27 protein-coding genes are annotated in these 25,192 nt (G+C 71.5%); 15 read left to right on the top strand and 12 right to left on the bottom strand.

From position 1 onward, the window contains the following. The first annotated feature begins 9 nt into the window (after positions 1–9). From V7Z97_RS03715 to V7Z97_RS03700, 4 genes are all read left to right on the top strand, one after another. Positions 10–1,149 carry a DNA cytosine methyltransferase gene (locus V7Z97_RS03715; protein WP_334161513.1) on the top strand — a complete coding sequence of 380 codons (1,140 nt, stop codon included), beginning with the start codon at positions 10–12 and terminating at the stop codon, positions 1,147–1,149. 115 nt (positions 1,150–1,264) lie between these two features. After that, complete coding sequence (cysK, locus tag V7Z97_RS03710; RefSeq protein ID WP_334161512.1) at positions 1,265–2,254, top strand: cysteine synthase A; 990 nt, start codon at positions 1,265–1,267, stop codon at positions 2,252–2,254. 1 nt (position 2,255) lies between these two features. Beyond that, complete coding sequence (locus V7Z97_RS03705) at positions 2,256–3,437, top strand: FAD-dependent oxidoreductase (protein WP_334161615.1); 1,182 nt, start codon at positions 2,256–2,258, stop codon at positions 3,435–3,437. Continuing rightward, positions 3,434–3,877, top strand: coding sequence for a very short patch repair endonuclease (locus V7Z97_RS03700; RefSeq protein ID WP_334161510.1), 444 nt, complete (start codon positions 3,434–3,436; stop codon positions 3,875–3,877). Before V7Z97_RS03705 ends, V7Z97_RS03700 begins: the two co-directional genes overlap by 4 nt. On the opposite strand, the gene V7Z97_RS03695 is transcribed toward V7Z97_RS03700, so the two are convergent. The 4 genes from V7Z97_RS03695 to V7Z97_RS03680 all read right to left on the bottom strand — a co-directional run bounded on the left by V7Z97_RS03695 (position 3,874) and on the right by V7Z97_RS03680 (position 7,356). Next, entirely contained in the window at positions 3,874–4,437 is a 564-nt protein-coding gene (locus V7Z97_RS03695; protein ID WP_334161509.1) for a hypothetical protein, read from the bottom strand. The genes V7Z97_RS03700 and V7Z97_RS03695 overlap by 4 nt on opposite strands. 62 nt (positions 4,438–4,499) lie before the next feature. After that, a complete protein-coding gene (locus V7Z97_RS03690; protein ID WP_334161508.1) occupies positions 4,500–4,976 on the bottom strand; it encodes an OsmC family protein in 477 nt (158 codons plus the stop codon). Beyond that, a complete protein-coding gene (locus V7Z97_RS03685; protein ID WP_334161507.1) occupies positions 4,976–6,763 on the bottom strand; it encodes an acyl-CoA dehydrogenase C-terminal domain-containing protein in 1,788 nt (595 codons plus the stop codon). Before V7Z97_RS03685 ends, V7Z97_RS03690 begins: the two co-directional genes overlap by 1 nt. 116 nt (positions 6,764–6,879) lie before the next feature. After that, a complete protein-coding gene (locus tag V7Z97_RS03680; protein WP_334161506.1) occupies positions 6,880–7,356 on the bottom strand; it encodes a MerR family transcriptional regulator in 477 nt (158 codons plus the stop codon). 172 nt (positions 7,357–7,528) lie between these two features. Between V7Z97_RS03680 and V7Z97_RS03675 the strand changes: the two genes are divergently transcribed. Then, complete coding sequence (locus tag V7Z97_RS03675) at positions 7,529–7,948, top strand: MAPEG family protein (RefSeq protein ID WP_334161504.1); 420 nt, start codon at positions 7,529–7,531, stop codon at positions 7,946–7,948. Here the strand turns inward: V7Z97_RS03675 and V7Z97_RS03670 are convergent. Then, entirely contained in the window at positions 7,945–9,624 is a 1,680-nt protein-coding gene (locus V7Z97_RS03670) for a lysine--tRNA ligase (RefSeq protein WP_334161503.1), read from the bottom strand. The genes V7Z97_RS03675 and V7Z97_RS03670 overlap by 4 nt on opposite strands. A 106-nt stretch (positions 9,625–9,730) precedes the next feature. On the opposite strand from V7Z97_RS03670, the gene V7Z97_RS03665 reads away from it, so the two are divergent. Together V7Z97_RS03665 and phnD are read left to right on the top strand one after the other, a co-directional pair. Beyond that, positions 9,731–10,111, top strand: coding sequence for a hypothetical protein (locus tag V7Z97_RS03665; RefSeq protein WP_334161502.1), 381 nt, complete (start codon positions 9,731–9,733; stop codon positions 10,109–10,111). Between the two features lie 73 nt (positions 10,112–10,184). Further along, the gene (phnD, locus tag V7Z97_RS03660; protein ID WP_334161500.1) at positions 10,185–11,180 is read left to right on the top strand and encodes a phosphate/phosphite/phosphonate ABC transporter substrate-binding protein; all 996 of its coding nucleotides are present in this window, start codon (positions 10,185–10,187) and stop codon (positions 11,178–11,180) included. Here phnD and V7Z97_RS03655 read toward each other — a convergent pair. Both V7Z97_RS03655 and V7Z97_RS03650 read right to left on the bottom strand, forming a co-directional pair. Continuing rightward, the gene (locus tag V7Z97_RS03655; protein ID WP_334161499.1) at positions 11,177–11,593 is read right to left on the bottom strand and encodes a PaaI family thioesterase; all 417 of its coding nucleotides are present in this window, start codon (positions 11,591–11,593) and stop codon (positions 11,177–11,179) included. The two genes, phnD and V7Z97_RS03655, sit on opposite strands and share 4 nt — an antisense overlap. After that, positions 11,590–12,027 carry a PaaI family thioesterase gene (locus tag V7Z97_RS03650; RefSeq protein WP_334161498.1) on the bottom strand — a complete coding sequence of 146 codons (438 nt, stop codon included), beginning with the start codon at positions 12,025–12,027 and terminating at the stop codon, positions 11,590–11,592. The genes V7Z97_RS03655 and V7Z97_RS03650 overlap by 4 nt, the downstream gene beginning before the upstream one ends. Positions 12,028–12,380: 353 nt before the next feature. On the opposite strand from V7Z97_RS03650, the gene V7Z97_RS03645 reads away from it, so the two are divergent. Genes V7Z97_RS03645 through V7Z97_RS03635 form a run of 3 tightly spaced genes read left to right on the top strand, consistent with a single transcriptional unit; the run spans position 12,381 to position 15,313 of the window. Then, positions 12,381–13,391, top strand: coding sequence for a ligase-associated DNA damage response exonuclease (locus tag V7Z97_RS03645; RefSeq protein ID WP_334161497.1), 1,011 nt, complete (start codon positions 12,381–12,383; stop codon positions 13,389–13,391). Between the two features lie 48 nt (positions 13,392–13,439). Next, positions 13,440–13,652 carry a hypothetical protein gene (locus V7Z97_RS03640; RefSeq protein WP_334161496.1) on the top strand — a complete coding sequence of 71 codons (213 nt, stop codon included), beginning with the start codon at positions 13,440–13,442 and terminating at the stop codon, positions 13,650–13,652. Positions 13,653–13,690: 38 nt separating this feature from the next. After that, positions 13,691–15,313 carry a cisplatin damage response ATP-dependent DNA ligase gene (locus V7Z97_RS03635; RefSeq protein ID WP_334161495.1) on the top strand — a complete coding sequence of 541 codons (1,623 nt, stop codon included), beginning with the start codon at positions 13,691–13,693 and terminating at the stop codon, positions 15,311–15,313. A 4-nt stretch (positions 15,314–15,317) separates the two neighbouring features. On the opposite strand, the gene V7Z97_RS03630 is transcribed toward V7Z97_RS03635, so the two are convergent. Further along, complete coding sequence (locus tag V7Z97_RS03630; protein ID WP_334161494.1) at positions 15,318–15,851, bottom strand: D-glycero-alpha-D-manno-heptose-1,7-bisphosphate 7-phosphatase; 534 nt, start codon at positions 15,849–15,851, stop codon at positions 15,318–15,320. A 95-nt stretch (positions 15,852–15,946) separates the two neighbouring features. Here V7Z97_RS03630 and V7Z97_RS03625 point away from each other — a divergent pair, with 95 nt between their 5' ends. The 4 genes from V7Z97_RS03625 (at position 15,947) to argE (ending at position 20,761) form a co-directional block, all read left to right on the top strand. After that, the gene (locus tag V7Z97_RS03625) at positions 15,947–17,761 is read left to right on the top strand and encodes an ABC transporter ATP-binding protein (RefSeq protein ID WP_334161493.1); all 1,815 of its coding nucleotides are present in this window, start codon (positions 15,947–15,949) and stop codon (positions 17,759–17,761) included. A gap of 81 nt (positions 17,762–17,842) precedes the next feature. Next, entirely contained in the window at positions 17,843–19,051 is a 1,209-nt protein-coding gene (locus V7Z97_RS03620) for a threonine ammonia-lyase (RefSeq protein ID WP_334161492.1), read from the top strand. Between the two features lie 3 nt (positions 19,052–19,054). Then, on the top strand, positions 19,055–19,546 hold the full coding sequence (locus V7Z97_RS03615; RefSeq protein ID WP_334161490.1) for an FKBP-type peptidyl-prolyl cis-trans isomerase: 492 nt from the start codon (positions 19,055–19,057) through the stop codon (positions 19,544–19,546). A 45-nt stretch (positions 19,547–19,591) separates the two neighbouring features. Then, a complete protein-coding gene (argE, locus tag V7Z97_RS03610; protein WP_334161488.1) occupies positions 19,592–20,761 on the top strand; it encodes an acetylornithine deacetylase in 1,170 nt (389 codons plus the stop codon). Here the strand turns inward: argE and V7Z97_RS03605 are convergent. Beyond that, positions 20,724–21,809 carry a glycosyltransferase family 2 protein gene (locus V7Z97_RS03605; RefSeq protein WP_334161486.1) on the bottom strand — a complete coding sequence of 362 codons (1,086 nt, stop codon included), beginning with the start codon at positions 21,807–21,809 and terminating at the stop codon, positions 20,724–20,726. The two genes, argE and V7Z97_RS03605, sit on opposite strands and share 38 nt — an antisense overlap. On the opposite strand from V7Z97_RS03605, the gene rfbC reads away from it, so the two are divergent. Beyond that, complete coding sequence (gene rfbC / locus V7Z97_RS03600; protein ID WP_334161484.1) at positions 21,796–22,350, top strand: dTDP-4-dehydrorhamnose 3,5-epimerase; 555 nt, start codon at positions 21,796–21,798, stop codon at positions 22,348–22,350. The genes V7Z97_RS03605 and rfbC overlap by 14 nt on opposite strands. Here the strand turns inward: rfbC and queG are convergent. The 3 genes from queG to V7Z97_RS03585 form a co-directional block, all read right to left on the bottom strand. Next, entirely contained in the window at positions 22,347–23,483 is a 1,137-nt protein-coding gene (gene queG, locus V7Z97_RS03595; RefSeq protein ID WP_334161482.1) for a tRNA epoxyqueuosine(34) reductase QueG, read from the bottom strand. The genes rfbC and queG overlap by 4 nt on opposite strands. Beyond that, positions 23,464–24,150: an FtsZ-binding protein FzlA gene (fzlA, locus tag V7Z97_RS03590; RefSeq protein WP_334161481.1), complete on the bottom strand. Its 687-nt coding sequence runs from the start codon at positions 24,148–24,150 to the stop codon at positions 23,464–23,466. The genes queG and fzlA overlap by 20 nt, the downstream gene beginning before the upstream one ends. 84 nt (positions 24,151–24,234) lie before the next feature. Next, positions 24,235–25,170 (bottom strand): cation diffusion facilitator family transporter, encoded by a 936-nt coding sequence (locus tag V7Z97_RS03585; protein ID WP_334161479.1) that lies wholly within the window; start codon positions 25,168–25,170, stop codon positions 24,235–24,237. Positions 25,171–25,192: the final 22 nt, after the last annotated feature.

Genomic DNA, 25,192 nt, shown 5'->3' with positions numbered 1-25,192 from the left:
GTCCCCGCCGTGAGCGCGCCCTTCAGCTTCTACGAGTTCTTCGCCGGCGGCGGCATGGCCCGCCTCGGCCTTGGCGAGGCCTGGGCCTGCGGCTTCGCGAACGACGTCGATCCGGTGAAGGCGGCCACCTACCGCCGCAACTTCCCGGACGCCGCCGGCCACTTCCGCGAGGGCGATGTCTGGAAGCTGGACGCCGCCGACCTGCCGGGCCGCGCCGACCTCGCCTGGGCCTCGTCGCCCTGCCAGGACTTCAGCCTGGCCGGGGCCCGGGCGGGGCTCTCCGGCGGGCGCTCCTCGGCCTTCTTCGGCTTCTGGCGGCTGGTCGAGGCCCTCGCCGCCGAGGACCGCGCGCCCCGCACCGTGGTCATCGAGAACGTCTCGGGCCTGCTCACCTCCCACGGCGGCGCCGACTTCGCCGCGCTCGGCGCGGCCCTGGCGGCCCAGGGCTACGCCTTCGGCGCCCTGGAGATCGACGCGGCGCGCTTCCTCCCCCAGTCGCGGCCCCGGGTGTTCGTGGTCGCCACGCGCGAGCCGCCGCCCGCGGGCCTCACCGGCCCCGGCCCCTTCCACACCCGGGCCGTGGCCGCCGCCCACGCCGCCCTGCCGCCGGAGCTGGCGGCGCGCTGGATCTGGTGGCGCCTCGCCGCGCCGCCCCCGCGCAATCCAGACCTGCTGTCCGTTCTCGAGCCGGACGGCGACGTCGCATGGCATTCCCAGGACCGCACCGGCGCCCTGCTGGCGCTCATGGCTCCGCTGCACCGCGCCCGTCTGGAAGCGATGCAGGCCCGCGGCGAGCGGGCGGTGGGCGCCGTCTTCCGCCGGACCCGCCAGGAGGACGGCCGCCGGGTGCAGCGCGCCGAGGTGCGCTTCGACGGCCTCGCCGGCTGCCTGCGCACCCCGCGCGGCGGCTCCTCCCGCCAGTCGATCGTCGTGGTGGACGAAGGCGCCGTCCGCTCCCGCCTGCTCAGCCCGCGGGAGGCCGCCCGGCTGATGGGCCTGCCCGACGACTACCTCCTGCCGAAGGTGGCCACCGCCGCCCTGCACGTGGCCGGCGACGGCGTGGCCCTCCCCGTGGTCCGCTGGCTGGCCCGCCAGCTCCTGGAGCCGCTGCTCTCGGGCGCGCCCGCGGCCGCGGCGCGGACCGCCTGAGAGCCCGCCTCAACCCGCCTCGACGATTCCTGGGGCCCTCGCGGCTTCCAATCCCCACCGAAAGCCTTAGGTTTCCGCGACAACCGGCCACATCCGACGAACGCGAGAGCCTTCCATGGACTCCACCCCCGACAAGATCTACGACGCCGCCCGCTTCGAGCGCGCCGGCCGCGGCAGGATCTACGACAGCATCATCGACACCATCGGCGACACCCCGCTGGTGCGCCTGCCGAGGCTCACCGCGGCCCTGAAGCCCAAGGGCGAGGTCGTCGCCAAGCTCGAGTTCTTCAACCCGATCGCCTCGGTCAAGGACCGCATCGGCGTGGCCATGGTCGAGTACCTGGAGGCCAAGGGCGTCCTGAAGCCCGGCGGCCAGATCGTCGAGCCGACCTCCGGCAACACCGGCATCGCGCTCGCCTTCGTGGCCGCCGCCAAGGGCTACAAGCTGACGCTGGTCATGCCCGAGAGCATGTCCATCGAGCGGCGCAAGATGCTGCTGCTGCTGGGCGCGAAGCTGGAGCTCACCCCCGCCGAGCGCGGCATGGCCGGGGCCGTCGCCCGGGCCCGCGAGATCGTCGAGGCCACCCCCGGCGCGGTGATGCCGCAGCAGTTCGACAATGTCGCCAACCCTCTGATCCACCGGGTCTCGACCGCCAACGAGATCTGGAACGACACCGACGGCCGCGTGGACGCGGTGGTCTCCGGCGTCGGCACCGGCGGCACCATCACCGGCGTCGGCCAGGTGCTGAAGGCCCGCAAGCCTTCGGTGAGAATGATCGCCGTCGAGCCCGAGGCCTCGCCCGTGCTGTCGGGCGGCACGCCCGGCCCGCACAAGATCCAGGGCATCGGCGCGGGCTTCGTGCCCTCGATCCTCGACCGCGGGACCATCGACGAGGTCGTCCAGGTCTCCAATGACGACAGCTTCACCATGGCCCGCCGGGCCGCGGCCGAGGAAGGCATCCCGGTCGGCATCTCCTCCGGCGCGGCCCTGACCGCGGCCTTCGACGTCGCCATGCGCGACGACATGGCCGGCAAGCTGATCGTCGCCATCATCCCGAGCTTCGCCGAGCGCTACGTCTCCACGGCCCTGTTCGAAGGGCTGTGATCTGAGGGTTGCGGTCGTCGGCTGCGGAGTCGCGGGCCTCGCAGCGGCGATCGCCCTCGATCGCAAGGGCCATCGCATCACGCTATTCGAGGCGTTCGCTGCACCGCGTCCGCTCGGCGCCGGGCTTCTGCTGCAGCCGTCCGGGCTCGCTGCCTTGCGGGCTCTTGATCTCGTGGAGCCAGTGCTGGCCCGCGGAGCCCGGATAGATCGGCTGCACGGCTCGGACCTGGCCGGTCGCACGATCATGGACATGCGCTACCAGCGCTGGCGGCCGGACGCGTTCGGCCTCGGCGTACATCGTGCGAGTCTGTTCGACGTGCTGCATCAGGCGGCGCTCGCGGCCGGCATCGAGATCCGCACCGGGGCGGCCGTCGAGCGGATCGAATCCTTCGAGGCGCCGGTTTTGCGGACGACGACCGATGAGGCGCACGGCCCGTTCGACCTCGTCGTGGTAGCCGACGGCTCCGCTTCGAAGCTTCGCGACCAGGTCCGACCGAAGGCGCAGGCCCCGCTCTATCCCTGGGGCGCCGTCTGGGCGATGGCCCGAGACGACGATGGCCGGTACGCCGGGACGCTCCATCAGCGTTATCACCGCGCTTCGACGATGATCGGTATCCTGCCGGTCGGTCGCCGCCCGGAGGCAGACGGAGATCATGTCAGCTTCTTCTGGTCTTTGCCGGTTCGCGACATCGACGGGTTCCTGGCGGGGGACCTCGATGGCTGGCGCCGTGACGTCATCCGCATGTGGCCCGAGGCCGCGCCGGTGATCACCCAGCTTGACCGACCCGAATGCTTCAGCCCGGCCGCCTACCGCGACATGGCCTTCGGGCGCTGGGATCGTGGCGCCGTCGTGCTGATCGGCGACGCCGCGCACGGCATGAGCCCGCAGCTCGGGCAGGGCGCAAACCTCGCCCTGATCGACGCCGTAGAGTTGGCCGAACGCGTCGATGCGCCCACATGGATCGCGGGCTACCAGCGGGCGCGTCGCCTCCAGACCAGCCCTTACCAGTTGCTCTCGCGCTTGCTGACGCCGCTCTTCCAGTCGTCGGGCTGGTTCTGGCCTTGGTTCAGGGCCCACCTGTTCGCCCCGCTCAGCCAGGCTCCGGGCGTGAGAGGCCACGCCGCCCATGTGCTGACCGGCGTGTTCCGCCTCGGCCGCACGCCACCGAAGCTGCGGCCATGACCGACGTCTATCCGCCGGAGAAGCGCTCCGCCGTGATGCGGCGGGTGAAGGGGCGCGACACCACGCCGGAGATGAAGGTCCGCAAGGCCCTGACGCGGCTGGGGGCTCGCTACCGCCTGCACCGCAAGGACCTGCCGGGTAATCCGGACATCGTGCTGCCGGGGCGCAGGCTCGCCCTCTTCGTCCACGGCTGCTTCTGGCACGGCCACGACTGCGCCCGCGGCGCGCGCGTGCCCAAGCAGAACCGCGACTACTGGGTCGCCAAGGTCGCCCGCAATGTCGCCCGCGACGACCGCACGCGCGCCGAGCTCACAGCGCAAGGCTGGCGGGTGGAGACGATCTGGGAGTGCGAGCTGAAGGACGCGGAGGGCCTCGAGGGGCGGTTGCAGGCGCTGCTCAATCCTTTCCCCGCAAGGGGAGAAGAGGCGAGCAAGACCTAGCGCTTGCCGAACAGCCGGGCGAAGAACCCGCCGCCCTTGGCCGCGCCGGCGGGGCCGACGGGCGTCAGCTCCGGCCATTCCTCGTCCGCCTTGAAGCCGCAGAGCGATCGGGCGAGCTCGAGCGGGATCTCGTAGATCATGTCGACCCCGGCCTCCTCGCCGCCTTCGGCCTCCTGCTCGGCGAAGGCCTTGGCGCGGATCGCGGCGAACTGCGGCGGCGGCTCTCCGGTCACCGCCACGTGCATGTAGGGTTCCTGTTCGCTGTCCCGCACGACGCGCCAGAGTTCGCGGCCGCCGTCGTAGCCGCGGGCCTCCGCGTACATCACGTGATCTTCCTGGCGGGCCGCCACGGTGGCGGCGCCCAGGGCCGCCAGCCGGTCCAGCGGCTGGCGGAAGCCGCGCTCGAAATCGGGATCGACGTAGAGCGTCCAGCCTCCCGGCAGCGCGCCGACCTGGGCTTGATTGCGACGTCCGCCGTCGCCGGGCTCGAGGCCGAGCGACTCCATGACGGCCTCGGGCGTGACGCCCTTCACGGCGATCCAGGCGAGCGAAAGACCCATGCGCGTTCCTCCTGCCGGCAGCTAAGAGGACGCTTCGTCGTCGGTCAAGAACAAAGCGCGAACTAGACCGTCGCCGGCGCCTCCACGACCACCTCGGTCTTCACCGAATTGGCGATGAAGCACTGCTCATGGGCCTCGTGGTGCAGGTGGTCGAGCTCGGCCGGCGTCGGCTCGCGGTCCGCCCAGGTGATCTCCGGGCGCAGCGCCACGCGGGTCACGGCCATGCGGCCCTCGGCGTTCTTCTCCATCACCCCCTCGGCCGCGTCGCGGTAGCGGGTGACCACGAAGCCCGCCTCGCGGGCCACGTGCAGGAAGGTCAGCATGTGGCAGTTGGACAGCGCCGCCACCAGCATCTCCTCGGGGTCCACCGAGCCCTCGACGGCCCAGCGGTTGCCGACCACGTGCCGCGACGCCGTGGCCGGGACCTCGTGGCCGCCCTCGAAGGTGACGGTGTGGCCGCGGCTGTAGCGGCCCTTCAGGAAGTCCTCCGGCTGGGCGTCCGTCAGCGCCCATTCGATGACCGCCCGATGCTTCGCCATCAGAAGGCGTCCGCCGGCAGGGCCATCATCAGCTCCGAGCCGGTCTTCAGTTTCGCCAGGTGCGCCGAGGTCTCCGGCAGGATGCGCTCGATGTAGTAGCGGCCCACCGTCACCTTCTGCGCATAGAGCGGGTCGGTTTCGCCGTCCGCGATCTTCGCCTGAGCCGCCTGGGCCATCAGGGTCCACATGTAGGCCAGGCCCGTGAGCCCGAAGAGGTGCAGGTAGTCGGTCGACGCCGCGCCGGCGTTCTCCGGGTTGGCCAGGCCGTTCTGCATCAGCCACATGGTGGCCTCCTGCAACTCGGCCTTGGCCTTGGCGAGGCCGGTGAGGAACGGCTTCAGCCCCTCGTCGCCCTCGTTGGCCTCGATGAAGCCGTCCAGCTCGGCGAAGAAGCTCATCACCGCCCGGCCGCCGTCGGCGGCGAGCTTGCGGCCCACCAGGTCCAGGGCCTGGACCCCGTTGGTGCCCTCGTAGATCAGGGCGATGCGCACGTCGCGCAGGTACTGGCTGACCGGGAAGTGCTCGGTGAAGCCCGAGCCGCCGTGCACCTGCATGGCGTCGGAACAGACCTTGAACCCGCGGTCGGTGAGGAAGGCCTTCAGCACCGGGGTCATGAGCGCCATGTAGTCGCGGCCCTTCTGCTGCACGGCCTCGTCGGGGCTGGCGTGCGCCAGGTCGCCGTGCAGGGCGGTCCAGAACAGGAAGGCCCGGCCGCCCTCGATGATCGCCCGGGCGTCCATCAGCATCCGCCGCACGTCCGGGTGGACGATGATCGGGTCGGCCGGCCCGTCGGGGTTCTTCGGCCCGGTCAGCGAGCGGCCCTGCAGCCGGTCCTTCGCGAAGGCGGCGGCGGCCTGGTAGGCGGCCTCCGCCTGGGCGATGCCCTGCATGCCGACGCCGATCCGCGCCTCGTTCATCATCACGAACATGATCGGCAGGCCGCGGTTCTCCTCGCCGATCAGCCAGCCGGTGGCCTCCTCGTGGCTGATCACGCAGGTGGCGTTGCCGTGGATGCCCATCTTCTCTTCCAGGCCCAGGCACTTCACGGAATTCCGCTCGCCCGGATTGCCGTCGGCGTCGGGGATGTACTTGGGCACGATGAACAGGCTGATGCCGCGCACGCCCGCCGGCGCGCCCTCGATGCGGGCGAGCACCAGGTGGACGATGTTCTCCGTCAGGTCCTGCTCGCCGCCCGAGATCCAGATCTTCTGGCCCGAGATCCGGTAGGTGCCGTCGGCCTGCGGGACCGCCTTGGTGCGCAGCAGGCCGAGGTCCGTGCCGCAGTGCGGCTCGGTCAGGTTCATGGTGCCCGCCCACTGCCCCGACGCCAGCTTCGGCAGGTAGAGCTGCTTCTGCTCCGGCGTGCCGCCCACGTGGATCGCCGAATAGGCGCCGTGCGTCAGGCCCGGGTACATGGAGAACGCCATGTTCGCCGCCGAGCTCATCTCCGAGAAGGCGAGGTTGACCACGTGCGGCAGCCCCTGGCCGCCGTAGTCCGGGTCCGCCCCCAGCGCCGGCCAGCCGGCCTCGACGAGCTGGGCGTAGGCCTCCTTGAAGCCGGTCGGCGTCCTGACCGTGAAGTCGGGGCTCCAGACGCAGCCCTCCTTGTCGCCCGCGCCGTTGATCGGGGCGAGCACCTCGCCCGTGAACCGGCCGGCCTCCTCCAGGATCTGATCGACCGTGTCCATGGACGCGTCGGCGAAGGCGGGCAGGTTGGCGTAGCGCTCCAGCTGCAGGACGTCGCGCAGCAGGAACTGGTAGTCCCGCACGGGGGGCTGGAAGGTCATCTGGGATCCCGGTCTCGTGGCGCGCGTGGCCGGGGGCCGGCCGGTGCGCCGCCCCTCACGCGCGAAGGTAAGAACTAGAGCCTGTGGCCCCCGCCCGGCAAGCCGGGCGCGGCGGCTCAGGCCTCGCTGCGCTCCAGGCCGTCGAGGCGGTGGCGCAGCATCTGGTCATAGGCCTCGGCCCTGGGCAGCAGGTCGGGGCGGGTCTCGGACAGCTGCTTCTCCAGCGCCTCGCAGCCGGCCCGCAGCTCGGCGATGGCGTTGTCGATGTCCACCCTCTGGTGCTCCAGGGCGACGATGCGCTCCTTGAACTTGCGCAGCGACTTGGCCGCCTGCTGGGCGCCGCCGTCGCCGACTTCGTAGAGGTCGAGGATCTCGCCGATCTCGGCGAGCGCCAGGCCCACGCGCTTGCCGCGCAGGATGAGCTGGAGGCGGGCGCGGTCGCGGTAGGAATAGACGCGGTTCATCCCGTCGCGGGCGGGGGTGAGGAGGCCCTTGTCCTCATAGAAGCGCAGCGCGCGGGGCGTGCACTTGAACTCCTGGCAGAGCTGCCGGATCGAGAAGGTCCGGCTCGGGCGGCGCAGGTCCGTCGGCATGGCGTGCTCCCTGGGGATCTACGGCTGACAGCGTAAAGCTACGTTTCCGTTTACGTCAAGGTGACTCGTGTTCACTCACGCCTGAATGAGAACGGGCCGCTAGGGTGGGGCCGGTGTGGCGAATCGTCGTTCGGTGAGCCGCGCCAGAAAATCGACGAGGGGGGAATTCGTCATGTCCGCACCGATCCTGCAGCCGGTGATCGTCCTGGTGCTCTGGTCCCTGGTCATGTGGGTCTGGCTCTACGCCACCCGCATCCCGGCGATGCAGAAGGCCGGGATCGCGCTCGATCCCAACCGCACCACCGCCGACCTCACCGCCCAGCTGCCGCCGAACGTCCGCTGGAAGGCGGACAACTACAACCACCTGATGGAGCAGCCGACCATCTTCTACGCCACCGCGCTGGCGCTGGCGGTGCTCGGCGACGGCGCGGGGCTGAACGCCCTGCTGGCCTGGGGCTATGTGGGCCTGCGCGTCGCCCACAGCCTCGTGCAGGCGACGGTCAACGTCATCATGCTGCGGTGGGCCCTGTTCATGGCCGCCAGCGTCGTGCTGGCCGTCCTGGCCGTGCGGGCGGCGATGGCGGTGTTCTAGGCGCCGGCCAGTTCGCCGGCCAGCCCGCGCTCGATCAGCGCGATCGTCCGCTCGACGCCGAAGATCGCCACGAAGGAGCCGAAGCGGGGGCCGGTGGACTGGCCGAGCAGCACCTCGTAGAGGGCGCCGAACCAGGCGCGCAGCGGCTCGAAGCCGCCCTGCTTGCCGGCTTCGAAGACCTCGTTCTGGATGGCCTCGGCGTCGGCGCCGGCGGGCAGGGCCTTCAGCCGCGCCACGAGGTCCTGCATGGCCGCGCGTTCCTGGTCGGTGGGCGACCGGAACTGCTTCGAGGGCTTCACGAAGTCCTCGTAGTAGTTGAGCGCATAGCCCGCGAGCTTGTCGAGCAGCGGCTCGCTCTGCGGCGTCGCGCCCGGGATGTAGCGCTCCAGGAAGCCCCAGAGGATCTCCTTGGTCGAGGCGTCGGCCGCCGACACCAGGTTCAGGAGCAGGCTGAACGACACCGGCGAGCCCTTGGCCGGCGGCGCGCCCCGGTGGACGTGCCACGCGGGGTTGTCGATGGCCGGCGCGTTCTTTTCGGCCGTGGCCCGGTGGTAGGCGTCCAGGTGGCTCAGGTACTCGTCCGTCGCCTTCGGGATGACGTCGAAGAACAGCCGCTTCGCCGACTTCGGCGACTGGTACATGTAGTAGGCCAGGCTCTCGGGCGTGCCGTAGCGCAGCCACTCCTCCATGGTCAGGCCGTTGCCCTTGGACTTCGAGATCTTCTGGTTGTTCTCGTCCATGAAGAGCTCGTAGTGGAACGCCTCCGGCGGCTCGCCGCCCAGCGCCCGGACGATCTTGTTCGACACCCGCACGGAGTCCACGAGGTCCTTGCCGGAGGCCTCGAAGTCGACCTTCAGCGCCGTCCAGCGGGCCGCCCAGTCGGGCCGCCACTGCAGCTTCACGTGGCCGCCGGTCACCGGGACCTCGGTGCGCTCGCCGTCCTCGTCGGCGAAGACGATGGTGCCCTTCTCGACGTTGCGCTCCAGCGTCGGCGCCTGCAGCACGCGGCCGGACTTCGGGCTGATCGGCAGGAAGGGGGAGTAGGTCGCCCGCCGCTCCTCGCCCAGCGTCGGCAGCATGATCGCCATCACCGCGTCGAACCGCTCGAGGATGCGCAGCAGCACCTCGTCGAAGCGGCCGGACCGGTAGGTCTCGGTGGACGACATGAAGGTGTAGTCGAAGCCGAAGCCGTCGAGGAAGGCGCGCAGGCGGGCGTTGTTGTGCGCCCCGAAGCTCTCGTGCTCGCCGAACGGGTCGCGCACGCTGGTGACCGGCTTGTCGCGGTCCTCCTCCAGCATCTCGCGGTTCGGCACGTTGTCCGGAATCTTCCGAAGTCCGTCCATGTCGTCGGAGAAGACGATCAGCTGCGTGGGGATGGCGTCCTCGGTCAGCGCCCGGAAGGCGTTGCGCACCATGGTCGGCCGCGCGGCCTCCCCGAACGTCCCCATGTGCGGCAGACCCGAGGCGCCGTAGCCGCACTGGAAGATCACCGGCTCGGTCAGCGCCGGCAGGGTGCGGACCAACTCGCCGAACTTCCCCTGGGCGATCAGCGTGGCCGCCAGGTCGCGCTCGGAGTCGTCGAGGCGCAGGCGCAGGACGCGGTCCAGCAGGACCCGCGCCTGTTCGAAGGGCCAGCTCTTCGCCTCGCGGGCGGCTTGGGAGAGACCTTGCAGCATGGGCGGCGCAGGTAATCCCCCAAGCGCCGGGTCACAAGGGAATTCGGGAACAAAGCGGCGCCGTAGGCGTCCTAGGGGTTCAGGATCGAACCGGGACCGCACGCCAATGAACCTCCTCGTCGCCAAGCGGGCGCTGGGCCTCCTCTCCATCGGCCTGGGCGTCGTCGCCGTGGCCGCGCCGCGCGGCATGTCGCGGCGCCTCGGCCTGCAGGCGGACGAGCAGGCGGTGAGCGCCTTCGGGGCCCGCGAGATCGCCGCCGGCGCCGGCCTGCTCTCGCCGGTGAAGCCCGGCCCCTGGTTCTGGATGCGCGTGGCCGGCGACGTCATGGACCTCGTGGCCCTGCGCGGCGCCATCGGTCGCGACAATCCGCGCCGCCGGATGGCGATCCTGGCCGGCGCGACCGTGGCGGCCATCACCGTGATCGACATCGTGGTCGCCGTGCAGGCGCTCCGCGACCGGCGCGCCAACGCCCGGGCGGCGGCCTGACACCGGACTGTCACGCGGCCGGGCGACAAGCCGGCCGCCGGGCGGCTAAGCTCCCGGGCCAGGGGAGACCTTCATGATCACGCGCCGCCTCACGCTCGCGCTCTCGCTCGGCCTCGCGCTCGCCGCCTGCGGCCAGGCGGACGATGCGAAGACCGAAAAGACCGTCATCAACTTCTCGATCCTCTCGGCCGAGGCCCGCCAGACCGCCGAGGCCGAATGGACGCCCTTCCTGGCGGACATGGAGAAGGCCACGGGCATGGAGGTCCGGCCGTTCTTCGGGACCAACTACACGGGCCTGATCGAGGCCATGCGCTTCAAGCAGACCGACGTGGGCTGGTTCACCAACCAGTCCGGCCTGGAGGCGGTCCGCCGGGCGAACGCCGAGGTCTTCGCCCGCTCGGTGAACCCCTCGGGCGTCGACGGCTACGAGGCGGTGATCATCGTCCGCAAGGGCTCGGGCCTGACGCTGGAGGACGTGCTGAAGTGCGACCGGACGCTGAACTTCGGCATGGGCGACGCCAAGTCCACCTCGGGCACGCTGGCGCCCATGACCTACCTCTTCGCGCCGCGCGGCATCGATCCGAACACCTGCTTCAAGACGGTGAAGTCGGCCGCCCACGACGCCAACCTGTTCGCGGTCGGCAACAATGTCCTCGACGCGGCGACCAACAACACCGCCTCCATGGAGCGGATGGCGATGCTGGATTCGGACGCCGCCCGCCGGACCCTGGCGAATGTGGAGGTGGTCTGGCGCTCGCCGCGCATCCCCGAGGACCCGATGGTCTGGCGCAAGGACCTCGATCCGGCGCTGAAGAAGAAGATCGCCGACTTCATGTTTTCCTACGGGGTCGGCGACACGCCGGAGGCCGCCCGCCAGCGCGCCATCCTGGTCCGCATCCAGACTCTGCCGTTCAAGCCGGCCGACGACCGCCACCTGATCCCGGTGCGGGAGATGGAGGCCACCGGGGCCATGCTGCAGGCGAAGTCCAAGGGGGACGCCGCGGCCGAAGCCGCCGCCCGGGCAGAACTCGCCAAGATCCAGCAGGAGAAGGCGGCGGCCGGCGGCTAGTCGTCCTGCGCCAGCAGGAAGTGGCCGCGCAGCGCCGCCACCGGATGGCTGCGCGCCTCCTGCCAGGCCTCCACGTGGATGTTCGCGATCCGCCGGCCGACCTTGCGCAGGTCGGCGCGGGCGTAGGTGGTCATGGCCCGGCCCGGGCGCAGGTACTCGATGGTGACGTCGATGGTCTTGGGCGGCTTCTCGGACTTCTGCACGACCGCGAGCTGGGCCAGCGCCGTGGCCTCCAGGAAGGCGCCCAGCACCCCGCCGTGCAGGGCCGGCAGCATGACGTTGCCCACCAGGTGCTCGGCGAACGGCAGCACGGCGGTCATCTCGTCGCCGGCCAGCTCCGCCCGCATGCCCAGGAACCGGATGTAGGGGACCGTCTGGAGGAAGGCCTCCAGCCGCTTCTCGGCCGCGCTCATTTCGTCGCTCCCACGAGGACGAAGGCCGCCTGGGCGGTGGCGATCGGGTCGGCCGGGTCCTCGTCCCAGGCCTGGGCGCGGACGAAGGCGATGGTGCGGGTGACCTTGTAGCAGTGCGCCTCGGCGGTGACGCCGGCCCGCGGCGCGGCGGCGCGCATGTAGTCGATGCGCAGGTCCAGGGTCGCGGTGGGGGTCCGCTCGCCGGCCCGGCTCATGATCGCCAGGCCGCAGACGTGGTCCAGGAGGGTGGTGACCACCCCGCCGGCGATGACCCCGGTCGTGGGATCGCCCACCAGGTCCTCGCGCCAGGGGACGGCGATGGCGCCCCGCGCGGGTTCGACGGAGACCAGGCGGAAGCCGAGGGCCGCGGCCTGGGGGGCGCCTATGGCCATCAGCTCGGCCATCTCGCGCAGGTTCGTGGGGTCGGCGCTCATCCCCTCAAGCGGGTAGGGCCGAGCCGGCCCGCGGTCAATCCGCAGGCCGCAGGCGCGGTCCTAGAGCGCGAGGGAGCCCATCCAGGCGACGACGGCCAGAAGCGGCACGGCGGCCATGGCGATGTTGAAGACGCCGAGAAGCGGAGACATGGAATTCGACATGGTGACCCTCGTGTGTTCTGAGTATTGGCGGAAGCGTCTTGTTCGACGAGGGCGGGTATATGAAAGCGGCGTCTTGAATACACGTTAAGCTTCAGTCATGACGCCGAATTAACAACATGAAGCGCCGGTAATATTCTGATCACCCTGCTGGAGGGATCGCGCCGGCCGCGGCGGCGCTTATATTTCCCGTGATGATCCGGCCCCAGGACCTGCTCTGCCCGAAGCCCGAGGGGCTCTACTGCGCCCCCGGCGACTTCTACATCGACCCGGTGCGCCCGGTGGCGCGCGCGGTGATCACCCACGGCCACGCCGACCACGCCCGCGCCGGCCACGGGGCGGTGCTGGCGACGCCCGAGACCCTCGACATCATGGCCGAGCGCTACGGCCTGGCCTTCGCCGAGGGGAGGCAGGCGGCGGCCTATGGCGAGGTCGTGGCCCGCGACGAGGTGGAGGTGGCCCTGGTCCCCGCCGGCCATGTGCTGGGCTCCGCCCAGGCGGTGGTGCGCTGGAAGGGCCTGACCATGGTGGTCAGCGGCGACTACAAGCGCCGGCGCGATCCCACCTGTCCGGCCTTCGAGCCGGTGCCCTGCGACGTCTTCATCTCGGAGGCGACCTTTGGGCTTCCCGTGTTCCGCCATCCGCCGGACCGGGAGGAGATCGCCCGCCTGCTGCGTTCCGTCGCCCAGTTCCCGGAGCGCGCGCACCTCGTCGGCGCCTATGCGCTCGGCAAGGCTCAGCGCGTGATCCGCCTGCTGCGGGAGGCCGGCTGGGACCGGCCGATCTACGTGCACGGCGCGCTCGAGCGGCTGAACGCCCTCTACGAGAGGCACGGCGTCGACCTCGGGCCGCTGGAGCCCGCCACCACCGGCAAGAAGACCGACTTCGCCGGCCAGATCATCATCGCGCCGCCCTCGGCGACCCAGGACCGCTGGAGCCGCCGCTTCCCCGATCCGGTTTCGGCCTTCGCCTCGGGCTGGATGCAGGTTCGCGCCCGCGCGCGCCAGAGGGGCTGCGAGCTGCCGCTGGTGATCTCCGATCACGCCGACTGGGACGAGCTCACCGCCACCGTCGACGAGATCCGGCCCGGCGAACTCTGGATCACCCACGGCCGCGAGGAGGCGCTGGCCCGCTGGGCCGAGCTCCACGGCGTCCCCGCCCGCGCGCTGGCTCTCGTCGGCTACGAGGAAGAGGGCGACGACTGAACCGACGCCGCCACCGCACGTTCGCCCCTCGAACGGAGGAGCCACGCCATGTCCGAACCCCTGAAGCCCGGCAGCGCCGGCGGAATGACCGGCGGCGACGGCATGGGTGGCCCGGCCTCGCGGCCCGATGGCGACGGCCTGCCGCCGAAGACCGGCACGGGGACCACCCATCCCGGCGGCGACGACATCCCCGACCCCGCCGGCGAGGTGGACGGCGACCGGGGCCGCGACACCGATGGCGGCATGATCGGCGAGGGCTGATTTGAAGCTCGGCCGCGACGCGCCTACGTCTTGAGCCCATGCGCGCCTTCGCCGAGCTCCTGGACCGGCTGTCGCTGACGCCGTCGCGGAACGCCAAGCTCACCCTGGTGCGCGACTACCTGCGCGACACGCCCGACCCCGACCGGGGCTGGGCGCTGGCGGCGCTCACCGGCGACCTCACCTTCGCCGCGGCCAAGCCCACCTTCATCCGCAAGGCGGTGGAGGAGCGCATGGACCCGCAGCTCTTCTGGTGGTCCTACGACTATGTGGGCGACCTCGCCGAGACCGTCGCCCTGGTCTGGCCGCGGCGTCCCGGGGCCAACCGAGAGCCCGAGCTGAACGAGGTCGTCGAGGGCCTGCGCACCGCCACCCGGGCCGAGGTCCAGCGGCGGATCGAGGGCTGGCTCGACGCCATGGACGAGCCCCGCGAGCGCTGGGCCCTGCTGAAGCTGATGACCCGCGAGCTGCGCGTCGGGCTCACCGCGCGGCTGGCCAAGCGCGCCGCCGCGGAGATGGGCGGGGTCGATCCCGCCGAGATCGAGGAGCTGTGGCACGCGCTCCACCCGCCCTACGAGGACCTGTTCGCCTGGCTGGAGGGCCGCTCCGAGAAGCCGTCGGCGGACAACCCCGGCCGCTTCCGGCCGGTGATGCTCGCCCAGGCGATCGACGAGGCGGTGGACTTCGGCAAGCTCGATCCCGCCGACTACGCCGCCGAGTGGAAGTGGGACGGCATTCGCGTCCAGGCCGTCCACGAGGGCGGCGTGCGCCGGCTCTACACCCGCACCGGCGACGACATCTCCCGCACCTTCCCCGACATCCTCGACGCCCTGCGGGACGAAGGCGTGCTCGACGGCGAGCTGCTGGTCATCCGCGATGGCCAGGTGGCGCCCTTCGCCGACCTCCAGCAGCGGCTGAACCGCAAGGTGGTCGACGCAAAGCTGATGGCCGCCTACCCCGCCGCGATCCGCGCCTACGACATCCTGGCCGAGGGCCGCGAGGACACCCGCACCCTGCCGTTCGCCGAGCGCCGCAGGCGGCTGGAGGCCTTCGTCGCCAAGGAGCACAGCCCGCGCATCGACCTGTCGCCCGTGCAGCCGTTCGGGAGCTGGGAGGCGCTCGCCGACCTGCGCGGCCGGCCCCCGCCCGGCGACCCGCAGGTGGCGGAGGGCCTGATGCTGAAGCGCTGGGATTCCATGTACGAGGCCGGCCGGCCCAAGGGCCCATGGTTCAAGTGGAAGCGCGACCCGTTCCTGATCGACGCAGTGCTGATGTACGCCCAGCGCGGCCACGGCAAGCGGTCCAGCTTCTACTCCGACTACACCTTCGGGACCTGGACCGGGGCCCCCGAGGGCGGGCGCATGCTCACCCCGGTCGGCAAGGCCTACTTCGGCTTCACCGACGAGGAGCTGAAGCAGATCGACAAGTTCGTCCGCGACAACACCGTGGAGCGCTTCGGGCCGGTCCGCTCGGTGCGCGCCGAGCCGCACTTCGGCCTGGTGTTCGAGGTGGCCTTCGAAGGCCTCCAGCGCTCCGGCCGCCACAAGTCCGGCGTCGCCATGCGCTTCCCGCGCATCAACCGCATCCGCTGGGACAAGCCCCCCGGCGAGGCCGACGAACTCGCCACCCTCGAGCGCATGCTGGAGAAGATGGAGGGTCGGTGAGCCGCTAGGGCAGCAGCCCCTCGCGGTCCAGGAACGCCCGCAGGTCGCCGCCGGTGAACAGCACGCCGCGCACGCCGGCCCGCAGCGCCGCTTCCAGGTCCGAGGGCTTGTCGCCGACCAGGAAGGACGCCTCGCGGTCGATCGGCCATTCCTGCAGGGCCTTCAGGATCATGCCGGGATTGGGCTTGCGGTCCGGGTGGTCGGGGTGGCGGTAGCGCTCCAGCTTCGATTCCGGATGATGCGGGGCGAAGTAGAAGCCGTCGATGTGGCCGCCGGCCGCCGCCAGCTCCTCCAGCATGCGCGCGTGCAGGGCGTGCATGTCGTCCTCGGTGTAATAGCCGCGGCCGACCCCCGACTGGTTGGTCACCACGATCACCAGCCAGCCGGCGCGGTTGAAGGCCGCCACCGTCTCGCGGGCGCCCTGGATCCACCGGAAATCCTCCCAGCGGGCCACGTAGCCGCGGTCCTCGTTCAGCACCCCGTCGCGGTCGAGGAACAGGGCGGGCTTGAGCGGCTGGTCGGCGTCGTCGCTGGGCACGGCCCGCGGTTACAACAAACCTGTCGTCCGCGCGATTTCAAAAAGCCCCGATCCCGGTCTAGGGTCGGCGTTTCGTTCAGCCCGAGGGCCTCCGCTTGTCCGCTTCCCCGCCCGCCGTCCTGACCCTGGATGACCTGAAGGTCGACTTCGAGACCCACGACGGGACGGTGCGCGCGGTGCGCGGCGTCTCCCTCTCCATCCCCCGCGGCGAGACCCTGGGCGTGGTGGGCGAGAGCGGCTCGGGCAAGAGCCAGACCTTCATGGCGGTGATGGGCCTCCTGGCCCGCAACGGCCGCGCCACCGGCTCGGCGAAGTTCCTCGGCCAGGAGCTGCTGGGCCTGAAGCCCCGGGCGCTCAACCGCATCCGCGGCTCGAAGATGACCATGATCTTCCAGGACCCGCTGACCGCGCTCACCCCGCACGTCCGCATCGGCGAGCAGATCGCCGAGCCGCTGCGCCTCCACGACGGCCTCTCCGACGCCGACGCCAGGGCGCGGGCCCGGGAGTGGCTGGAGCACGTCCGCATCCCCGACGCCGCGCGCCGCATGCGCCAGTACCCGCACGAGCTCTCCGGCGGCATGCGCCAGCGGGTGATGATCGCCGCGGCCATGGCCGGCGGGCCCGAGCTGCTGATCGCCGACGAGCCGACCACCGCGCTCGACGTCACCGTCCAGGCCGAGATCCTCGACCTGATGGCCGAGCTGCAGCGCGAGACCGGCACGGCCATGGTGCTGATCACCCACGACATGGGCGTCATCGCCCGCCTCGCCGACCGCGTCTGCGTGATGAAGGACGGGGCCTATGTGGAGGAGGGCCCGGTGGGCGAGATCTTCTCCAACCCGCAGACCGACTACACGAAGGCCCTGCTGGCCGCCGTGCCCAGGCTCGACCGCTCGGACCGCGGCGGCCGGCCGACGCTCGCGCCGGTGCCGGCGGATGCGCCCGTCGTCGTCGAGGGCCACGACCTGAAGGTCCACTTCCCGATCCACGAGGGCCTGTTCGGCCGCCAGAAGACCCTGCGCGCCGTCGACGGCGTCTCCTTCGCGGTGCGCCAGGGCGAGACCCTCGGCGTCGTGGGCGAGAGCGGCTCGGGCAAGTCCACCCTGGCCCGCGCCGTGCTGAACCTGCTGCCGGCCACCGAGGGCGCGGTCACCCTGCTGGGCCGCGACCTCACCCATGCGGACAGGGAGACCTGGCGGAGCGCGCGCAAGGACCTGCAGATCGTCTTCCAGGACCCGCTGGCCAGCCTCGACCCGCGCATGACCATCGGCGATTCCATCGCCGAGCCGCTGCAGGTCTTCCAGGGGCATCTCGGGCGCGACGCCCGCGAGGCCGAGGTCCGCGCCATGATGGCCCGGGTCGAGCTCGATCCGGCGCTGATCAACCGCTATCCGCACGAGCTCTCCGGCGGCCAGAACCAGCGGGTCGGGATCGCCCGGGCCATGATCCTGAAGCCGCGGCTGGTGATCTGCGACGAGGCGGTCTCGGCCCTCGACGTTTCCATCCGCGCCCAGATCATCGACCTCTTGATCAACCTGCAGAAGGACATGGGCCTGGCGATGATCTTCATCAGCCACGACCTCGCCGTCGTGCGGGAGATCAGCCACCGGGTGCTGGTGCTCTACCTGGGCCGGGTGGTCGAGCTCGCCGACCGCGACCGGCTCTATTCGGCCGCCGAGCACCCCTACACCAGGGCCCTGCTCTCGGCCGCGCCGATCCCCGATCCGGCCATCGAGCGCAACCGCCAGCGCCTGAAGCTCGTGGGCGAGCCGCCCAGCCCCATGGACCCCCGCTCGGCCCTGCGGTTCCTGCCCTCGCGTCTGCCCGCCGACCCCAACGCCCCCATCCTCGCGCCCGAACTCAAGGAGGTCGCCCCCGGCCACCTCGTCGCCGAGTTCGACCCGGCCTGAGCCGGGCTGGAACATGTTGCGTTGCGGTAGAGGCGTGCGGCCGTTAGGTTGCCCGCCTTTCTCCGCCCGGCGTTTCCGACAATGAGCCTTTCCTTCGACGCCATCCTCGCCGCGAAAGAGCGGTTGCAGGGTCACATCGAGCGCACCCCCTGCCGTCACTCGAAGACCCTGTCGGAGATTACGGGCGCCGAGGTGTGGGTGAAGTTCGAGAACCTGCAGTTCACCGCCGCCTACAAGGAGCGGGGCGCGCTCAACAAGCTGCTCCAGCTCACCGAGGCGGAGAAGAAGCGCGGCGTCATCGCCGCGTCCGCCGGCAACCACAGCCAGGGCCTGGCCTACCACGCCGCCCGCCTGGGCATTCCGGTGACCATCGTCATGCCCCGCGGCACCCCCTTCGTGAAGGTGCAGCAGACCCGCGCCCACGGCGCCGAGGTGGTGATCGACGGCGACGGCTACGACGAGGCCTCGGCCTTCGCGCGCCGGCTCTGCGACGAGCGGGACCTGGTCTTCGTCCACCCGTTCAACGACCTGGACGTCATGGCCGGCCAGGGCACCGTGGCGCTGGAGATGCTGGAGGACGTGCCGGACCTCGAGGTCCTGCCGGTCCCGATCGGCGGCGGCGGGCTGATCGCCGGCATGGCGACCGCGGCCAAGCAGGTGAAGCCGGACGTCCGCGTGGTCGGCCTGGAGCCCGCCATGTACCCCTCCTTCACGGCCAAGATGCGCGGCGTGAACGCCGGCGTCGCCACCGGCGGCGCGACCATCGCCGAGGGCATCGCGGTCAAGCAGGTGGGCGACCTGAGCTACGCCGTCGCCCGGCCGCTGATCGATGAGGTGCTGCTGATCGAGGAGCCGTTCTTCGAGCGCGCCGTGGCCCTCTACTGCAACGTCGAGAAGACCGTCACCGAGGGCGCGGGCGCGGCCTCGCTGGCCGCCCTGCTGGCCTATCCGGAGAAGTTCCGCGGCAAGAAGTGCGGCCTCGTCATCACTGGCGGCAACATCGACACCCGGCTGCTGGCCTCCGTGCTGACCCGCGAGCTGGTCCGCGACCAGCGGCTCGTCAGCCTGCGGATCATCGGCGACGACCGGCCGGGCCTGCTCGCCACGGTCTCCGCCGTCATCGGTCAGATGGGGGCCAACATCATCGAGGTGGCGCACAACCGCCTGGCGCTGGACGTGCCGGCCAAGGGCGCCGAATTCGACATCATGATCGAGACGCGCGACGCCCAGCACACCCAGGAGATCATGGATGCGCTGCGCGAGCGCGGCTATCCGCCGAGGGCCGTCTAGACAATGTTCCGTATCCTGATCATCGCCGCCGCGGCCCTGTCGCTGGCCGCCTGCGGCCAGAAGCCGGCCCTGCCCGACCAGGCCGGCCCCTCCAAGGCCTTCATCGAGAAGACCGCCAAGGAGCCCGGCGTCCAGCGCCTGCCGTCCGGCGTGCTCTACAAGGTGGTGAAGCAGGGGCCCGCCACGGGCATCCGGCCGCAGCTCACCGACGAGGTGAAGGTCCACTACGAAGGCAAGCTGATCGACGGCAAGGTCTTCGACTCGTCCTACGAGCGCGGCCAGCCGGCGGCCATGCCGCTGCGCGGGCTGATCCCCGCCTGGCAGGAGGCCCTGCAGCAGATGCGGCCGGGCGACGAGTGGATCCTCTACGTGCCGCCCGAGCAGGGCTACGGCGCCGAGGGCGCCGGCGGCGAGATCCCGCCCAACGCCGCCCTCATCTTCCGCGTCGAACTGATCGCCGTCCTCGAAGGCCCCGGCCGCACCGCGATGGGCTGAGACGGGGGGGTTGGGCTGGCGCCCCGGCCGGTCTACCACTGCCCCATGGCCCGCGACCTCACACCCGCCGCGCTCGGCATCCTCGAGACCCTGGTCGGCTTCGACACCACCTCCCGCGGCTCGAACCTGGAGCTGATCGGCTGGGTCGAGGCCTACCTCGACCGCCACGGCGTGCCGCACCGCCGGGTGCCCAACGCCGAGGGCGACAAGTCCAACCTCCTGGCCACCATCGGCCCGGCCGAGCCGGGCGGCGTCGTCCTCTCCGGCCACACCGACGTGGTGCCGGTGGACGGCCAGCCCTGGAGCACCGACCCCTGGACGCTCACTGAGAAGGGCGGACGGCTCTACGGGCGCGGGACCTGCGACATGAAGGCCTTCCTGGCCCTGGCGCTCGCCGCCGTGCCCGACCTCGTCGCAGCCGGCCCGAAGAAGCCCGTGCACCTCGCCTTTTCCTACGATGAGGAGATCGGCTGCCTGGGCGCGCCGGCGATGATCGAGGTGATCCGCCGCGAGCTGCCGAAGCCCGCGGTCGTGGTGGTCGGCGAGCCCACGGACATGGAGGCGGTGAACGGCCACAAGGGCATCGCCACCTTCCGCGTCACCGTCACCGGCCGCGAGGCCCACTCCAGCCAGACCCACCAGGGCGTCTCGGCGATCATGGAGGCGGTGAAGCTGATGAGCTTCCTGGGCGACCTCGCCCAGCGCCTGGACCGCGAGGCCGACCCCGCCTCGCCGTTCACGCCCAAGGGCGCGACGCTGACCATCGGCCTGGTCGGCGGCGGCACGGCGCACAACATCATCGCCCGCGAGTGCGGCTTCACCTTCGACCTGCGCTGCCCGCCGGGGTTCGAGGTGGAGGACGTCCTCGCCCCCTTCTACGCCGAGGCCCGCGCCCTCGACGCCGCCCTGAAGGCCCGCGCGCCGGAGGCCGGCGTGGTGGTGGAGAAGAAGACCGACGTCCCGCCCTTCGCCCCCGAGCCCGGCGGGGCGGCCGAGGCCTTCGCCCGCCGGCTCACCGGCGACAACGGCCCGCCGCGCGTGGTGGCCTTCGCCGCCGAGGCCGGCCAGTTCCAGCGCGGCGGCTTCTCCACGGTGATCTGCGGGCCGGGCTCCATCGCCCAGGCTCACCAGCCCGACGAGTTCCTCGAGATGAGCCAGCTGGAGCGCGGCGCGGCCTTCATGCGCCGCCTGGCGGAGTGGGCCGCAGAGGCCTGATCACCGGCCGGCGTCCTGTGAGGTCCCGCGGGTCCCAGGTCATGGCCCGGGCGATCCGCCAGGCCGACACCCGCCGGCCCTTCTGCACCCGCGCCCGGCTGCGCATCACCTGCGGAAGCCCCTTCATCGCCGCCAGGAAGGCCCGCCAGACGAGGCCGGCGTGGGGCCGGTTCGGTCGCCGGAGCGAGATGTAGACCACCGCCGCCAGGTGCAGCGGCACGACCAGCGGCAGGAGCAGGGCCGGCGTGTCCTTGGCCACCACCCAGAAGCGGTTGCGGGTGCCGTGGAAGACGGCGAACTCCGACTTGCGGCCCCCCGACGACGCCGAGCCCACGTGGCGCACCACGGCGCGGGGGACCACCACCGTGGGCTCGCCGGCGAGTTGCAGGCGGTAGCCCAGGTCCACGTCCTCCCCGTAGCAGAAGAACTGCTCGTCGAAGCCGCCCAGGTCCAGGAACAGCGCCCGGTCGATCATCATCGCCGCCCCGCACGGCGAGAACACCTCGCCCTCGGCGGTGTCGCCGGGGTCCGGGCCGAGGTAGCCCCCGCGGTAGGGGATGCCATAGCCGCTCATCACGTCGCCCAGGCCGTCCAGCACGCCCGGCTGGTCGGCCATCAGCTGGCGGGAGGTGAAGGCCTTCACGCCCGGGTGCCGCCGCGACGCCGCCACCAGCTCCGCCAGCCAGTCGGGGTCGGCGTCGGCGTCGGGGTTCAGCAGCACGAACCACCGGCCGCGGGCCAGCCGCGCCGCCTGGTTGCCCGCGCCCGCGAAGCCCAGGTTGGCTTGGTTGCGCACCAGCCGTACGCCGGGGAACTCCGCGGCGATCGCCGCGTCGCCCGCGTCCGGCGAGGCGTTGTCGATCACCAGGGTCTCGAAGTCGGTGAAGGTCTGGGCCGCCAGGCTCGCCAGGCAGGCCCTGAGCGTCGGGCCGGAGTTGTAGGCGATCACGCAGACGCTCAAGCCCGGCGCTTGCGTCTTGTCTTCCGGCGCGGGCTCGTCCATGCGGTGGCGGTTTTCCAGTCCCTCAGGCGCCATGACCACGATCACGCCGCTCTCGCTTCCCGAGCTCCTGCTTATCACGCCCAAGCGCCATGGCGATGCGCGCGGCTGGTTCTCCGAGACCTGGAGCCGCCGGGCCTTCGAGTCAGCCGGCCTCTCGGTGGACTTCGTGCAGGACAACCAGGCCTTCAGCGCGCGGAAGGGCACCATCCGCGGCCTGCACTTCCAGGCCGCGCCCCACGCCCAGGCCAAGCTGGTCCGCGTGCTGAAGGGCGCGATCTTCGACGTCGCGGTGGACGTGCGGCCGGGCTCGCCGACCTACGGCCAGTGGGCCGGCGCCACCCTCACCGCCGAGGTCGGCGAGCAGCTCTTCGTGCCCCGCGGCTTCGCCCACGGCTACTGCACCCTCACCGACGACACGGAGCTCTTCTACAAGGTCGACGGCCTCTATGCGCCGCAGACCGAGGGCGGCCTCCTCTGGAACGACCCGGACCTCGCCATCGCCTGGCCGCTCGACGGCGAGCCGGTGCTCTCCGACAAGGACAGGGTGCTGCCCCGGCTGAAGGACCTCGCCCCGGTCGCCTTCTAGTCGAGGTCCGGCGGGTCGAACCACTCGGCGCGGACCTCCGGGTCCGGCTCGGCGGTCATCCGCTCGGCCCGCAGCCGCTCGAACTCGGCATAGCTGGTGAGCTGCGCCAGCGCCCAGACCGCCGCCCCGCGCACCAGCGGGGAGGGGTCGTCCAGCAGCCGCCGGGCCTCGGCGGCCAGCCCGCGCTCTCCGGAATTGCCGATGGCGTAGAGCACGTTGCGCAGGAACCGGTCGCGGCCCAGCCGCTTGACCGGGCTCTTCGAGAACAGCGCCCGGAAGGCCGGGTCGTCGAGCCGCGCGAGTTCGGCCAGCGAGGGCGCGCGCAGCGCCTCGCGGGCCGCCAGCTTCTGCTCCCGCGCGCCCTGCGCGAACTTGTTCCAGGGACAGACCGCCAGGCAGTCGTCGCAGCCGTAGATCCGGTTGCCCAGCGCCTCGCGGAACTCCAGCGGGATCGGCCCCTTCAGCTCGATGGTCAGGTAGGAGATGCAGCGCCGCGCATCGAGCTGGAACGGCGCCGGGAAGGCGTTGGTCGGGCAGACCTGCAGGCAGGCCGTGCAGGAGCCGCAGCGCATGTCTTCGGCTGCGTCGGGCGCCAGCTCCAGGGTCGTCAGGATCGAGCCCAGGAACAGCCAGGAGCCGAACTCGCGGCTGACCAGGTTGGTGTGCCGGCCCTGCCAGCCGACGCCGGCCCGCTCGGCCAGCGGCTTCTCCATCAGGGGCGCGGTGTCGACGAACACCTTCAGCTCGCCGCCGAACCTCTGCTGCATCCAGCGGCCCAGCGCCTTCAGGCGCGACTTGATCAGGTCGTGGTAGTCGTCGCCCTGGGCGTAGACGCTGATCGCCCCCCGGTCGCGCCGCGTCAGGGTCTCCATCGGGTCGGTGTCGGGTCCGTAGTTGACGCCCAGCACGATGGCCGAACGGGCGTCGGCCCACATGCCGCGGGGATGGCGGCGGCGCTCCAGCGTCTCCGCCATCCAGCCCATCTCGCCGTGGCGGCCGTCCGCCACATAGGCCTCCAGCCGCGCGGCGGCGGGCCAGGCGTCGTCCAGGTCTGTGAAGCGGCAGAGGTCGAAGCCGAGGGCCAGGGCCTCGGCGCGGATCAGGTCTTCGGGTCTAGAAGTCGAGATCGTCATAGTGCCTGGCGGGCGTCAGGCCCGGCCAGCGGTCCAGAAGCAGGGGCCGGAAACACGGCCGGGATTTCAGCTTCATGTACCAGGTCTTCACCGCGGGGAAGTCGGCCCAGGGCACGTCGCCGAAATAGTCGATGACCGACAGATGGGCCGCCGCGGCGAAATCCGCCAGGGACAGGCGCCGGCCGGCCAGCCAGTCGCGGACCTGCAGCAGGCTGTCCAGGTAGTAGAGGTGGGCCTTCACCCCCTCGCGGCCCTGGCGCAGGTTGGCGAGCTCGGGCGCGCCCAGGCCCAGCAGCCGCTTCTCCATCTTCTCGTGCAGGATGTAGCCGCCGGCCTCGAACTCGAACTTGCGGTCGAACCACTGCAGCAGCCGGCGCGCCTCGGCCCGCTCGGCGGCGTCCTGGCCCAGCAGCCCCGGCTCCGGGTGGGCCTCTTCCAGGTACTCGAGGATGGCGCGCGCCTCGCACAGCACCAGCCGCTCGTCGCCGTCGGTGACCACCAGCACGGGGACGACGCCCGACGGGTTGAGCGCCGCCAGCTCCTTCGGCCGTTCCCAGTATTTCACCGTCGCCTCGGCGAACGGCAGCCGCTTCTCGCCCAGCGCCAGGCGCACCTGCCGCGAGGCGGGGTCGAGCGGGAAGTGGTGGAGGGTGCGTTCGACGCTCATGACCGGCTAACGCGCGAGGCGGGCAGGCGATTCAGGAAGAGAATCGCTGGGCTCCAAGTGAGCCTCCACCCCTTAAGGTCGCGTTTACTGTGCCATGGATTCGGCGAAGGCGCCGCCGTGCGGCTCCGCCCGGCCCCGCGGGTCGGCGTGGATGATGATGTCGGCCTGGGGAAACGCGGTCAGCAGCCGCTTCTCCGCCGCCACGATCACCTCGTGCGCGGCCTCCAGGGACAGCTGCGGGTCCAGGTCCACGTGCATCTGGATATGCACATAGGGCCCCGAGGCGCGGGTCCTGAGCTGGTGGACGTCGGTCAGCCGGCCGTCCTGGGTCATCAGTTCGACGATCCGGGCGCGTTGCTCGTCGGGCAGCTCGCGGTCCATCAGCTGGCTGGCGGCCTCGCGGAACACGCCCACCGCGCCCCAGAGCAGCAGGGCGGCGATGACGATCGCCGCCGCGGCGTCCATGCCGTTCACGCCGAGCCAGGCGGAGGCCGCGATGCCGATCAGGGCGATGACGTTGGACGCCAGGTCCGAGGCGTAGTGCGCCCGGTCGCCGGACACTGCCACCGACGACGTCCGCCGCAGCACCCGGGTCTGGGCCATGATCAGCAGGCCGGTCAGCGCCGTGGAGACGATCATCACCGCCACCGCCCAGCCTTCCGCGCGCAGCGGATGCGGGTCCAGCAGGTCGCCCACCGCCTCGCGGGCGATCAGGGCGGCGGAGGCGAACACCAGGCCCGCCTGGACGAGGCTCGCGAACGCCTCCGCCTTGCCGTGGCCGAAGCGGTGTTCGGCGTCCGGCGGGGCGACGGCGTAGCGCACGGCGAAGAAGGTGACGAGGCTGGCCACCAGGTCGAGCCCGGAGTCCGCCGCCGAGGCCAGCAGGGCCGTGGAGCCCGACACCAGCCAGACCCCCGCCTTGAGCGTCACCAGCACGGCCGCCGTCGCCACCGACAGCAGGGTGACCCGCCGCGTCAGGGCCGCCGTCTCGGCGGGGCTCAGGCCGTGGACCGTGTTCATCCGCCGCTAGATAGCGCGCTCC

The organism is Phenylobacterium sp., assembly GCF_036821595.1.
In the GTDB taxonomy this organism is placed as follows: Bacteria; Pseudomonadota; Alphaproteobacteria; order Caulobacterales; family Caulobacteraceae; genus Phenylobacterium.
The sequence above is the reverse complement of the archived record's forward strand: the minus strand, read 5'-3'. Positions and strand labels throughout refer to the sequence as shown.